Genomic DNA, 12929 nt, shown 5'->3' on the forward strand with positions numbered 1-12929 from the left:
AAAACATGCAAATACTGTCGGACATAAAAAACATACTCCACCAAGCAAGGCAAAAGGCGTATCAGAGTATCAATTTGGCAATGGTGCAAGCCTATTGGCTCATCGGCAAGCGAATTGTGGAAGAAGACCAACAAGGCGAAGCACGTGCCGTTTATGGAAAAGCACTTTTAAAAAACCTTTCGGCTCAATTACAAAATGAATTTGGTAAGGGTTTTTCTGAAAGAAACTTGGAACAAATGAGGGCGTTTTATTTAAACTACTCAATTTCGCAGACAGCGTCTGCGAAATCTCAAATTGTAGTTGGTAATACCCCCAATTTTCAATTGAGTTGGTCGCATTACTTGATGCTCATTGCCATCAAAGATCCCAACGAAAGGGCATTTTATGAAAATTTACCGTTCTAAATCATGGAATTAACACGCTATAATTCTTTACTCAATGATATAAAAATCAGGGTAAAAAACGCCCAAATCAAGGCAACACTTTCTGTAAATGCCGAAATGATTTTGATGTATTGGGACATTGGGATAATGATTCTCAAACGGCAACAAGAAAAAGGTTGGTCGGCAGGTATAATTCCGAAATTGGCTACTGACCTCAAAAACGAACTCCCCGAGCAAAAAGGGTTTTCCGAACGAAACTTAGGATATATGTTATGATTCGCCAAAGAATATTCAATTTTGCAACAGCCTGTTGCAAAATTGAATTATAAAAATCTTTTGCTTGCGATTCCGTGGGGCCACAATATTTTGTTGATGGAAAAAATTAAAGAAGTAGAAAAAAGATTTTGGTATATCGAGCATATCATTGCCGGCGGTTGGAGTAGAGCCGTTTTGAGCAGTATGATAAAATCAAAACTACTTGAAAGACAAAAATTATCTGTTAGCAACTTTGACTCCTATTTACCAAATCCACAATCTGAATTAGCAAAAGAAACCCTTAAAGACCCGTATATCTTTGACTTCCTGACGCTTGCCGAGCCTTTTGCGGAACGTGAATTGGAAATCGAATTAGTGAAACATATTGAAAAATTCTTGCTTGAACTCGGTACTGGGTTTGCCTTTGTGGGAAGACAGTATCATTTGAATGTGGGCAACCAAGATTTTTATATTGACCTTCTGTTTTATCACCTAAAAATGAGGTGCTTTATTGTGATTGACCTAAAAAAAGGCAATTTCAAACCCGAATATGCCGGTAAAATGAATTTTTATTGCTCCGTAGTTGATGATACGCTAAAACACCCAACCGACCAACACACAATAGGGCTAATACTTTGCGAAAACAGCAACAAGATAATTGCTGAATATGCCTTACGAGATACCAACAAACCCATTGGAGTGTCTGAATATGAATTGACGAGGGCATTACCCGAAAATCTAAAATCAAGCCTACCGAGTATCGAAGACATTGAAACCGAATTATCAAACAACTAAAACCATGACCACACAAATACCAAGATAAAACCATTGCCGATTTTTGTAAAGAATTGGGCATTGAAACCCCGTTTTGAAATGAGTTACTCGTATCTTTATAAAAACAAAAGACGATGCTAAACGAACAGGAATTAGATTATCTGGAACAGCAAATTCCGATTTTGGCCGAAACGGCTACCAAGCAAGCCTATTGGCAAACGCTCGCCTCGGGCGATAAAGTGATGATTGCCGAAGATGGAAAACTCATCGAAGTGTCGCCCGATGGAAGTCGAAAAATTATCAAAGAAATTGAAAAACCAATGAAGGTAACACAACGGTTTTATAAAATTGTACGATAATGGAAGTACCAAGACTTAGAATGTTTGCGGGACCCAACGGCTCGGGTAAAAGCACCATTAAATCGGTTGTTTCATCAAAATTACTGGGGCATTATCTGAATCCCGATGAGATAGAAAAAGAAATAAAAGACAGGGATTACCTTGATATTAGAGGCTACAATATTCAAACCAACGAACGGGAGATAAGGGCTTTCTTTGACAAACACCCACTGATTGAGAAAACGGAACTGGGCGATTTTACCTACGAAATCAAGTATATTCAATCCGAATTTATTGATTTCAGCGATGTAGGCATTGATTCGTACATGAGTGCCATACTGACCGATTTTTTGAGGCATAAATACTTAGAAACCCACCAATCGTTTACTTTTGAAACCGTGATGTCTTCGCCCGACAAAGTTGGAATTCTGAAAAAAGCCCAACAATTGGGCTATAAAACCTACCTGTATTTTGTGGCAACCGAAGACCCTGCCATTAATGTACTCCGAATAAGCCACCGGGTAAAAATGGGCGGGCATCCTGTGCCGACTGACAAAGTAATTGCGAGGTATTACCGCTCACTTGATTTACTTTTTGAGGCAATAAAATACACCAACAGAGCCTATATTTTTGATAACTCAGGCGATGCCAAAACTTGGATTGCCGAAATAACCAACGGCACAGACATTTCACTACAAGTAAATGAAGCACCTATTTGGTTCAGAAAATATGTATTAGAAAAATTAACCTAAAACCATGACCACACAAATACCAAAATTGCGCTTCCCTGAATTTGAAGGGGAATGGGAGGAAAAAGGATTAGGCGAACTTTTAGAGTTTAAAAACGGAATTAATGCAAGTAAAGAGCAATATGGTAAGGGGATAAAGTTTATCAATGTTTTAGACATTCTTAATAACGAGTATATAACACACGAAAAAATTATAGGCAGTGTAGATGTTGACGAAAAAACGTTAGCAAAATACCCTGTCAACTATGGGGATATACTTTTTCAAAGAAGTTCGGAAACAAGAGAAGAAGTAGGTACAGCTTGTGTATATCTTGACGAAGTAAACACAGCTACCTTTGGCGGTTTTGTCATAAGGGGAAAGAAAATAGGTGAATACGAACCACGCTTTCTTAATAAATTACTGAAAACAGATTCTGCACGAGATGTAATAACATCAAAATCAGGAGGGAGTACGCGGTATAATGTCGGTCAAGAGACTTTATCATCAGTAAAATTGAGATTTCCATCCCTCCCCGAACAAACCAAAGTAGCCAACTTTCTCACCGCGATAGATACCAAAATCCAACAACTCACCCAAAAGAAAGCCCTACTGGAAGAATACAAAAAAGGCGTAATGCAGCAGCTTTTAAGCCAAAAGATACGATTTAAAGATGAGAATGGAGCGGATTATCCTGATTGGGAAGAGAAGAAGCTGGGGGAGATAGCGATGTTTTTTTCAGGTGGAACTCCTTTAACATCCAAAAAAGAGTTTTTTAATGGCGAAATTCCATTTATACGTTCAGGTGAGATACATTCTGAATCAACAGAGCAATTTATTACCGAATTAGGTTTAAAAAATTCTTCTGCAAAAATGGTAAAAGTAGGGGATATACTTTATGCTTTGTATGGTGCTACCAGTGGTGAGGTTGGAATTTCTAAAATTAATGGAGCAATAAACCAAGCTATATTATGTATTAGAAGTGTCAATAATCATTTTTATATATCATCCTTTTTAAGTCACCAAAAGGAAAATATTACTAAAACATATTTGCAAGGCGGGCAAGGGAATTTATCTGCTGAAATTATTAAATCGCTATTGATACCTCTACCATCTCTCCCCGAACAAACCAAAATAGCCAACTTCCTCACTGCCATTGATACCAAAATCGAAACCGTAGCGAAGCAGATAGGCCAAACGCAATCCTATAAAAAAGGCTTATTACAACAGTTGTTTGTGTAAAACCCTTGCCTATTATAATTAAAAATCACGCCTTTACGGTTTAATTAAATGGGAGTTTTACGTTGGTGGCAGTGTTATTTTATCGCTATTTTGGGTAATCCAATCTTTTTTAGCACTTCGTTGGCTTTTGCTAATTTTTCGGGAAACAAGTTTTTCCCTTTGTACTTTTCTAAAGACTTGTCAATCACTACAATTGGCGTTTTTCGTTTGTTTAGCTCCTCGATTGTCATAATTGTGCGAGTCCATTGAGTTTTGTGTTGCTCTTAGTATTACCGCCAGCCTACGTAGCGATTAGCGATGAGGCGGCACTATTGGTATCGTTTTACTTTTGCGTTTTTGGGAGTCCTGCTTTCGCTAATATTTCATTTGCTTTTGCCAACTTCTCCGGAAATAAAGTCTTACCTCTAAATTGTTCTAACTTTTTGTCAAAAACAATAATAGGAATTTTTGAGTTATTTAATTTTTCTACTGTCATAATAGGCAAGTTTATTGTTTCTTGGTAGTAGGATTTACGCAAAACCCAAAGGGTTGGCATGATGATAGCCAAAAAATGTCCCAAATGCGATAAAATCCCGAATCGGACTGCCGAAGCAGGGATGACACCCTTTCAGGGTTCAATAGGCCACAAAAATACTTTTATCTCTATAATAATGGTATCCCTGCTTCGGCAGTCCGATGCTTCGGCAGTCCGATGCTTCGGCAGTCCGATACGGGATAATTCAAACTCTGCGTAAGCCCCCCCAAACGGCAAAGTATTTATTGGATATTTGTTTCCAAATTTAGAAACTTTATTTACTTTTGTGGCGTTAAACAAAGAACATTAAATCGGATCACCGAAGCGAATGAAATATTTTGAGACGAGGTTTATGGAAGAAGCAAACGAGTTTATAGCAGAACTTGACCCAAAGACCATCAAAAAAATATTTTACAATATTGACCTTGCTGAACAGACGAATGACCCAAAGTTGTTCAAGAAACTGCAAAATGACATTTGGGAATTTCGGACAAAATTTGCAGGACTTCAAATTAGGTTGCTTGCATTTTGGGACAAGTCAGACAACTAAGGAAACGTTAGTAATTGCTACCCACGGCTTCATTAAAAAAGTCGATAAAGTGCCAGCAAATGAAATTGACCGTGCAGTAAGACTAAAAGACAAATATTTCAACAACAAACCCAAAAAGTAATCATCATGGCAACTAAGGAAATCAAGACGTATTCGCTTGCCGAAATGAAGGACAAGTATATCGGCAAAGTCGGGACAATTGACCGTGACGAATACGAGTATGAACTTCGTATGGACGTGTTAGGAAAAATGATTAAATCTGCAAGACAAGAGCGCCACCTGACACAAGAAGAACTTGGGAAACTTATTGGTGTGCAGAAAGCTCAAATTTCTAAACTCGAAAACAGTGCAAACAGTGCGACAATTGACACAGTTTTAAAAGTTTTTAGGGCATTAAAAGCAGAGATTAATTTTAACGTAAAACTTGAAGATAATTTTGTTAAAATCGTCTGACAGAAAAGAAAGCCGAACGCATGAGAAGGGAAATAGGTTAGATCGGAAAAGCGAACCTTTATGGAAATAGAAAATGAGTACACAGTCGGAGCAACTACTGGAAGATAACCTTATCAAGCAACTGACGACGGATTTGGACTATACCTATGTAGCTATCAGCGATGAGGCGGCACTATTGGCCAACCTCAAAACGCAGTTGGAGAAGCACAATAACGTTAGGCTTACCGATAGGGAATTTGGACAGGTACTCAACCACCTCAACAAAGGCAACATCTTTGAACGGGCTAAAATACTCCGTGATAAGATGCAACTCACACGAGAGAACGGGCAGAGCGTTTACATTGAGTTTTTGAACATGGATTTTTGGTGTCAAAACCAATACCAAGTAACCCGCCAAATCAAAAACGAAGGCTCCTATAAAAACCGCTATGATGTTACGCTTCTTATCAATGGGTTGCCATTGGTGCAGATAGAACTTAAAAAAAGAGGGCTGGAACTCAAAGAAGCCTTTAATCAAATCAACCGTTATCAGCGGCATTCTTATTGGGCTTCTTATGGATTGTTTCAGTATGTTCAAATCTTTGTGATTAGTAACGGGGTAAATACCAAATACTTTGCCAATAACCCAAAAGATGGTTTTAAACAAACCTTCTATTGGTCGGATGTTCAAAACAAGCCTATCCGACAACTGGAAGCCTTTTCAGCCGCGTTTTTGGAAGCCTGCCACCTTTCCAAAATGCTCACCCGTTACACAGTACAACATGAGACGTGGCAAATCCTGATGGTCATGCGCTCGTATCAGTACTACGCTACGGAGGCAATTATAGAGCGCGTGAAGAACACCCGCAGCGGCGGACCGCATAAGAACGGGTATATATGGCATACCACAGGCTCAGGAAAAACGCTTACATCCTTTAAAACAAGTCAAATATTAGCCACCTTGCCGCAGGTGCATAAGGTGGTGTTTGTGGTGGACAGGAAGGATTTAGACTACCAAACCCAAAAAGAATTTGACAGTTTTTCTAAGGGCAGTGTGGATGCGACGGAATATACGGGCGATTTGGTCAAGAAATTTACGGACGATACCAAAATCATTGTAACGACCATTCAGAAGCTTTCCAACGCTATCAGTAAGCAGCACCACCTCAAACACATGGACGCGCTGAAAGATAAGCGGATTGTCTTTATTTTTGACGAGTGCCACCGCAGTCAGTTTGGGGATACCCACGACGATATAAAGAAGTATTTCAGCAACGCCCAACTTTTCGGCTTTACAGGAACTCCGATTTTTGTAGATAACTCCGTCAAAAACGAACGGGGCAAACGAACCACCAAAGACCTCTTTGATGAGTGCCTTCATAAGTACGTCATTACCGACGCCATCCGCGACGAAAACGTGTTACGCTTTACGGTAGAATACGTAGGCAAGTACCGCAGGAAAGACGATACCCGAACGGAAATAGACATAGAGGTAGAAGCCATTGACACCAAAGAGTTGATGGAATCGCCGCAGCGGCTCGAAAAGATTGTAGATTACATCATCGCCAACCACGAAAAGAAGACGCATAACAAAGAGTTTACCGCGATGTTTTGCGTCAATAGCGTAGATACGCTGATAAAGTACTACGAACTCTTTAAAGCCAAAAAGGAAGAAGGGAAACATCATTTAAGGGTCGTTACTGTCTTTTCCTACACCGCCAACGAAGACGACAAAAACGCCAACGGGATGCTACCCGATGAGGATTTTGGCGTTGAGAATGAACCGTTACGTATGGCAGCAGAACCCAAAGTGGCGTATAGAAACGAAAAACTCATTACCGAAAACAAACATACCCGCGAAAAGTTGGACGAGTTTATTGGTGATTACAATAAGATGTACAACACCAAATACTCAACCAAAGACAGCCAAAATTTTTATAACTACTACAAAGACATTGCCAAACGGATAAAGGAGCGGGAAAAAGAAGGAAGCAAAGAAAGCGACCGCGTGGACATTTTGTTGGTCGTAAATATGTTTTTAACGGGGTTTGATGCCAAAAAGTTAAATACCCTGTACGTGGATAAGAACCTGAAATACCACGGCTTGATTCAGGCGTTTTCGAGAACGAACCGAATTTTGAACGAAAAGAAATCGCAGGGCAATATCGTTTGTTTCCGTAACCTGAAAAACGCCACGGATGATGCCATTACGCTTTTTTCCAACAAAGAGGCCAAGGAAGAAATCATAATGAAGCCGTATGAAGACTACGTAACCAAGTTTAACAAAGCCTACGAAAAGCTACTGCAAATAACACCCACCGTAGATAGTGTAGATGAGTTGCCAAGTGAGGAAGAAGAACTGGAATTTGTCAAAGCGTTTCGGGAATTGATACGGGTTAAAAATATTATGTCCACTTTTTCAGACTTCCAATTTGAAGACCTGCAAATGGACGAACAGGATTTTGAGGACTTCAAAAGCAAGTACTTAGACCTGCATGACAAAGTAAAAAGCAATACGCAGAAAGAAGCCGTATCTATTCTAAATGACGTTGATTTTGAATTAGAATTGATTCAAAGGGATGAAATAAACGTAGCCTATATCCTTCGTTTATTGGCCCGGCTCAAAGAGGTATCAGCAACCGAACAAGCCAAGCAGCGCAAAGAAATCATGGAACTACTTTCGGGTGAGGTACAGCTACGGAGCAAACGGGAATTGATAGAGAAATTTATCAATGAGAATTTACCCATCATTGAAGATGCCGACGATGTACAAGGCGAGTTTGAGGAATATTGGGAAGCCGAACGTCAAAAAGGGTTTGAAGCGATTTGGAAGGAAGAAAAGCTAAACCCTGACAAACTGCATACTATCGTTAGTGACTACCTGTTTTCGGGTCATAAACCACTAAAGAACGATGTTATCAAAATCTTAGAAGTGCTACCGAAAACCCTACAACGAAAAACCATAGGCGAAAGAATCATTGAGAAAATTGTCGGCTATGTAGATACTTTCTTTAATGGGATGGAGGGGTAGGAGGCTTGAAAAGTAGTAAATTAAATTCTTAGAGGCCTTGAAAATTACTTTAAAAGAGACGATTTTTTGCTTTGCGCCTTCCGTTGCTTAACCAAATGCTTAACATCTGCCATAAGGAAAAAGCCTAATTATCTGATTGTAGATAATTAGGCTTTTTCCTTGTAGCGGGGAGCAGGATCGAACTGCCGACCTTAGGGTTATGAATCCTACGAAATTTGGTTTTATATGAATCAATATGGTTTAATATGATTTGATAGTCAGGTAGTTACAAAAATAACAATTCAGAAAAAATCATAAAAAAACGCGATTTGTTGTACCTATGTTGTACCAAATCTTTTTATCTTTGTTGAGATTTACAAAAACAAGATAATAATTTTTATGGCATCGCTAAAAATTGTACTGCGAGAAAAGAGAAGCAATGACGGTACGTATCCGCTTGCTATACGTGTTACCGTTGAACGTAAAACCACCTATATTTATCTTGGCTATTATCTGAAGAAAACAGATTGGGATGAGGTCAATCAGAAGGTCAAAAAGTCACATCCCAATTCTGTGCGCCTGAATCATTTGATCCTGCAAAAGAAAACAGAAGCAAGTGACAGTCTGATGTTGGTGCAAGGGCAAACAAAAACAGTAGCCCTAAGTGCAGTACGGGACAACATTACGCCAAAAGCAGGGCCCAGTTTCTTTGCTCAAGCCGATATCTTTATTGAGAATATGCGTAAAGCTGGAAAATATAACCGTGTGAAGACCGACCAGACACGCATTAATCATTTTAAGGAGTTTCTCGGTGATAGGGATATTTCTTTCCCTGAGATCACAGTCCCGCTGCTCAACCGCTTCAAAGCCTATTTAAAAGGCTCCAGAGGCATTTCTGAGCGTACTATCGTCAATCACCTGCTCATTCTATAATCAGGCTATCAAGGGCGGCCTGGTCGATAACAAAGCCTATCCGTTTGGGAAAGATAAAATCGCCATTAAGTTTCCAGATTCTGTCAAAATCGGTTTGATGCCCGAAGAGGTAAAACTGATTGAAGGGCTGGATCTGTCCGACAACGATTACTTTCATCACGCCCGCAACATCTGGTTATTTTCTTTTTATTTTGCAGGGGTGCGTGTATCCGATGTCCTGCGTATGAAGTGGTCAGACTTGCAGAATGAGCGACTTTACTACGCGATGGGCAAGAACCTCAAAGCGGGGTCGCTCAAAGTGCCTGATAAGGCTTTACGGATTATTGAACAATATAGAGCCGATAAAAAGAAAAATAACTTAATCTTCCCAGAACTCAAAGTTTTGGACGATCTCAATGATACGTACAATGTGCAGCGTAAGATTTCTTATGCGGTTAAACGGCTCAATAAAGCGCTGCTGCAAATCGCCAAGCTGGCAAATATCACAAAGCCGCTAACCATGCACATATCACGCCATACCTTTGGTAACATTTCGGGTGAAAAAATCCCTGTGCAGATGCTGCAGAAACTGTATCGGCATTCGAATATTACAACGACGATTGGATACCAGGCTAATTTTACCAATAAGACGGCCGATGATGCGTTGGAGGCGGTGATTGGAAGTTAAGACCTAACAAACTCACTCAACAACCTGTAATCATTTGCATCAGCAGCTTTTAAAGCCGTGATATAACGTTTGCGAACGTCGTTTGCGCTGGAGAGATCGTCGCTGCCCCATGTAAATGGGTCTTGCTTAAATATTTCTGTTAAAATGACATCTGTTATGAGGCGTGAATGACGACCGTTTCCATTTGGAAATAAATGTATCAAAACCAGACGATGATGAAAACGATAGGCAATTTCATCAGGTGAATACGATTTAAACTCTATCCATGTCTTTGTATCATCGAGCAGGTTGCGTAGTTCCATACGGACTTTTGTCCATGACACACCAATATTTTTATCAGATCGGCGAAAATTCCCAGCCCATTGCCAGACTTTGTGGAACATTTTTTCGTGCAAGAGAAGAATAAAATCTTCATCCAGAATATCTGATTTACGTCTACGGCTAAGCCATGATAGCGCATACTGAATATTATCCTGCTCCCAGCGGTCAAGTTCACCACGGGTGGTAATATGCCTGAGCTTCAAGCCATCTTGTTCTTCTGGGGTTAAGGGCGTAGCGCCTGGGGGATAATTAAACTCTGTCATTCGTCCCAGAAATCTTTGGCATCTTCAATCATAATCTTTTGCACCAAATCATCAAAGGCTTTAGCCTTTTCCTCGGTGCTCAGTTCCTGCTCTTCCAGACGCATAGTGTGATTAACCCGCTGCATACGCTTCAAAGCGATTTTCTTTGCCTGTTGCCTGACCATATCCTCAAGGCCATCCCGTGGAATGAAACCATAAACAAACGTCATGTTCAGACCTTCGGCAAGTTTCTTTAATGAGGAGAGTTTGAGATCGCCATCTATTTCGGCATTCTCAAGCCGAGAGATACGCGATTGATCAATGCCGACACGTTTTGCCAACTGTGTCGTAGACATGCCTAGTGCTTCGCGTAACAGCTTAATCCAGCCATTATCCGATTGGAGAAGGGGTAACAACGGGCTTTTCAGCCTTTTATCCAGTTGTTCCCGAACCAGCTTTTTGTCCCAGTAGGTCATTTATGCTATATATAACATTAGAGTGTTAATATTTAATGACAATAATAGCATAAATATATCTAATTACAATGCTATTTGTAGCATTGATAAACGATTTAGCACGCTCCATAATTTATCCTAATGGATATCAGTCAATCTGAAAATTAATCTAATAAACTAAACTGTGCCATCGCACTACACGTAGACAAAACATGATTAAATGATTGGATGCTTGACAACCCACGTAGGGAAGGCTACTGCCGTGGCGTCTTTATTGTCCACGTCTAGCTCGCCATCGCGGCTGTAGAGGAAGTACGAACTGTCATTATCGCGTGCCTCGCCATGTATCCAGTCGGCCTTGATACCAAGCGCTTTCTTGTTTTTAAACAGTGTTTGCAACATATCTGTGCCTGTTACCTGACCTCTCGGGCCGTATTTGCTAGTCGGAAAGTCAGCCCCCCCAAAGCCCGCTGCTCCATACTCGCCTTGTTTATTGATCTTCCTAAAAGCTGTAGCGGCTTTGTAGTGACTGTCGTTTTTCAGCACCGGGTCAACAGTCGTATACAGATGCCGGACATCGCCATTCTCGTCCCGGTAAATTCCACCTTTGTCATCTTTTACAAGACCGGCATACTGCACCCGGAACGGTAATCCCTCGGACGCTTTCGTCACATAGCCCACTTTTGTTACATCAACATTATTGTCATTTGCAAAGGCCGCTGCAACGCTGGCGGACATGCTCCCTACTGTTTTCTTGGCGGCTTCAAGATTTGCTATGTCCTGCTGCCACGAAGGCCCCAGATTTTTAACCAAAGACAACAACAGTTTTTGTTGTGCGGCCATGTACGCATTAATGTCAGTAATAGCTTCGCCCTTGTCATCGAATATCTGCGGCTTGTCATGGCCATTGATAATCATTTTAAAGCCATAGCCCGAAAGGGTGAGTTCTTCCTGTTGGTCGGTTTCCGCTTTTACAGCTGGGTTGGTCATATGAGCCTCATTAAATAGTATGGTTATATTGATTTAATTGCCATATTGTTAACATGATTCGGCAAAATGTCAAGTAATCTTATGTGATTAAGAATTGACATCTGTAAACACAACGAAAATAGAAAATGGTGCGATTGATTAGTGGTGAGCACAGCTCAAACCACCCTTAAGCTGTGCTCACAAAATCTGCCTAATCTATTAATAAACTTTCATCAGACATCTGCCCTAAGTACAGCTTATGAGATGGTAGAAGTGGATATTTCAAAAAAATGACAAAGCATTATGTTTTTATTTTGTGAGCATTTTAGTGCTCTTAAAACCTTAAAGGGCTGTGTAAAAATAAGACCCATTTTTAGCCCTGGGCTGTGCGAAGGGAAGATGTCTGATGATTTTTGTAGAAACGGTTTCTTTTTGCACATTTCTGTTTTGATTTTTGAGAAGGTTTATTCCTTATGCATCAATCATAACAAATACACAAACCCGCCGCTGATTATCAAAACCTATGATAAAACAATTTTACAGGGTCGGAAAAACAGGTAATCAGCAAAAGGGGGAATGATATGGATCAAGTGTCACAAAATCACTTAACGGGCTTTCTGCAATTGGATCAGGTTTTAAAACTTATCCCTGTGAGCAAGGCAACGTGGTGGAATGGTTGCAAGTCGGGACAGTTCCCTAAGCCTTATAAGCTTGGCCCCCGCATAACGGCATGGAAGGTGATGACGAAACAATATCAATCATGGAATTTGGGGACACTGCAGCCGCGAACTGCACCGCCTGTCTGAAAAGAGTTTTATTTTCGGCGCAGGCATAATGAAAAACCCCTGTAACCCATTCCGCAGATTGTCCCACGGGATAATCTCATACGATATTCCATTTTTCGGTGTTACTTAGGGCCTTATTCAAGCCCGGTAATTTATATTTAGTAATGGGATTCAATGTTTTGTACAGAGAAAGGGTTAGTAAATCTTTCTTTAATTCATCCAAAAGCGCTCCCAATAAGGCTCTGGTAGCAGGAGGGTATTTCAATGCCAGGCGAACCATAGTGTTTAAGTAATTGTCAGACAGACCTTTCAATATAGCGAGTAGGCGCTTAG

At 40.4% G+C, this 12929-nt stretch carries 16 protein-coding genes and 2 pseudogenes; 12 read left to right on the forward strand and 6 right to left on the reverse strand.

The annotated features are described in order from the left end of the window. The first annotated feature begins 5 nt into the window (after positions 1–5). The 6 genes and pseudogenes from Q0081_RS18160 (at position 6) to Q0081_RS18185 (ending at position 3718) form a co-directional block, all read left to right on the forward strand. A complete protein-coding gene (locus Q0081_RS18160) occupies positions 6–404 on the forward strand; it encodes a DUF1016 N-terminal domain-containing protein (protein ID WP_298356371.1) in 399 nt (132 codons plus the stop codon). A 3-nt stretch (positions 405–407) separates the two neighbouring features. Next, positions 408–857 (forward strand): annotated as a pseudogene (locus tag Q0081_RS18165) (DUF1016 N-terminal domain-containing protein); the annotation flags it as partial. Continuing rightward, complete coding sequence (locus Q0081_RS18170) at positions 843–1433, forward strand: YhcG family protein (protein ID WP_298356412.1); 591 nt, start codon at positions 843–845, stop codon at positions 1431–1433. The pseudogene Q0081_RS18165 and the gene Q0081_RS18170, both read left to right, overlap by 15 nt. A gap of 113 nt (positions 1434–1546) precedes the next feature. Next, complete coding sequence (locus Q0081_RS18175) at positions 1547–1771, forward strand: hypothetical protein (protein WP_298356374.1); 225 nt, start codon at positions 1547–1549, stop codon at positions 1769–1771. After that, positions 1771–2502: a zeta toxin family protein gene (locus Q0081_RS18180; protein ID WP_298356377.1), complete on the forward strand. Its 732-nt coding sequence runs from the start codon at positions 1771–1773 to the stop codon at positions 2500–2502. Before Q0081_RS18175 ends, Q0081_RS18180 begins: the two co-directional genes overlap by 1 nt. A 4-nt stretch (positions 2503–2506) precedes the next feature. Beyond that, on the forward strand, positions 2507–3718 hold the full coding sequence (locus tag Q0081_RS18185) for a restriction endonuclease subunit S (RefSeq protein ID WP_298356380.1): 1212 nt from the start codon (positions 2507–2509) through the stop codon (positions 3716–3718). A 74-nt stretch (positions 3719–3792) separates the two neighbouring features. Here the strand turns inward: Q0081_RS18185 and Q0081_RS18190 are convergent, their stop codons facing one another. Both Q0081_RS18190 and Q0081_RS18195 read right to left on the reverse strand, forming a co-directional pair. Next, positions 3793–3948: a hypothetical protein gene (locus Q0081_RS18190; RefSeq protein WP_298356383.1), complete on the reverse strand. Its 156-nt coding sequence runs from the start codon at positions 3946–3948 to the stop codon at positions 3793–3795. A gap of 92 nt (positions 3949–4040) precedes the next feature. Continuing rightward, on the reverse strand, positions 4041–4193 hold the full coding sequence (locus Q0081_RS18195; protein ID WP_298356386.1) for a hypothetical protein: 153 nt from the start codon (positions 4191–4193) through the stop codon (positions 4041–4043). Between the two features lie 391 nt (positions 4194–4584). On the opposite strand from Q0081_RS18195, the gene Q0081_RS31660 reads away from it, so the two are divergent. The 5 genes from Q0081_RS31660 to Q0081_RS18220 all read left to right on the forward strand — a co-directional run bounded on the left by Q0081_RS31660 (position 4585) and on the right by Q0081_RS18220 (position 9824). Then, positions 4585–4782, forward strand: coding sequence for a type II toxin-antitoxin system RelE/ParE family toxin (locus Q0081_RS31660; RefSeq protein ID WP_310586506.1), 198 nt, complete (start codon positions 4585–4587; stop codon positions 4780–4782). A 126-nt stretch (positions 4783–4908) separates the two neighbouring features. Next, a complete protein-coding gene (locus Q0081_RS18205; RefSeq protein WP_298356388.1) occupies positions 4909–5235 on the forward strand; it encodes a helix-turn-helix domain-containing protein in 327 nt (108 codons plus the stop codon). A gap of 73 nt (positions 5236–5308) precedes the next feature. Then, positions 5309–8245 (forward strand): type I restriction endonuclease subunit R, encoded by a 2937-nt coding sequence (locus Q0081_RS18210; protein ID WP_298356390.1) that lies wholly within the window; start codon positions 5309–5311, stop codon positions 8243–8245. 378 nt (positions 8246–8623) lie between these two features. Then, positions 8624–9157, forward strand: a complete 534-nt coding sequence (locus Q0081_RS18215; RefSeq protein WP_298356393.1) for a phage integrase SAM-like domain and Arm DNA-binding domain-containing protein — start codon at positions 8624–8626, stop codon at positions 9155–9157. A gap of 97 nt (positions 9158–9254) precedes the next feature. Next, complete coding sequence (locus Q0081_RS18220) at positions 9255–9824, forward strand: tyrosine-type recombinase/integrase (RefSeq protein ID WP_298356395.1); 570 nt, start codon at positions 9255–9257, stop codon at positions 9822–9824. On the opposite strand, the gene Q0081_RS18225 is transcribed toward Q0081_RS18220, so the two are convergent. From Q0081_RS18225 to Q0081_RS18235, 3 genes are all read right to left on the reverse strand, one after another. Beyond that, complete coding sequence (locus Q0081_RS18225; protein WP_298356398.1) at positions 9821–10408, reverse strand: mobile mystery protein B; 588 nt, start codon at positions 10406–10408, stop codon at positions 9821–9823. The two genes, Q0081_RS18220 and Q0081_RS18225, sit on opposite strands and share 4 nt — an antisense overlap. Further along, positions 10405–10863 (reverse strand): mobile mystery protein A, encoded by a 459-nt coding sequence (locus Q0081_RS18230; RefSeq protein ID WP_298356401.1) that lies wholly within the window; start codon positions 10861–10863, stop codon positions 10405–10407. Before Q0081_RS18230 ends, Q0081_RS18225 begins: the two co-directional genes overlap by 4 nt. A 195-nt stretch (positions 10864–11058) precedes the next feature. Continuing rightward, a complete protein-coding gene (locus Q0081_RS18235; protein ID WP_298356406.1) occupies positions 11059–11832 on the reverse strand; it encodes a hypothetical protein in 774 nt (257 codons plus the stop codon). A gap of 560 nt (positions 11833–12392) precedes the next feature. On the opposite strand from Q0081_RS18235, the gene Q0081_RS18240 reads away from it, so the two are divergent. After that, positions 12393–12617, forward strand: coding sequence for an AlpA family transcriptional regulator (locus Q0081_RS18240; RefSeq protein WP_298356409.1), 225 nt, complete (start codon positions 12393–12395; stop codon positions 12615–12617). A gap of 76 nt (positions 12618–12693) precedes the next feature. On the opposite strand, the pseudogene Q0081_RS18245 reads toward Q0081_RS18240, so the two are convergent. Beyond that, positions 12694–12929 (reverse strand): annotated as a pseudogene (locus Q0081_RS18245) (hypothetical protein); the annotation flags it as partial.

Origin of the sequence: Runella sp., assembly GCF_027484545.1 — a bacterium.
Taxonomy (GTDB): domain Bacteria; phylum Bacteroidota; class Bacteroidia; order Cytophagales; family Spirosomataceae; genus Runella.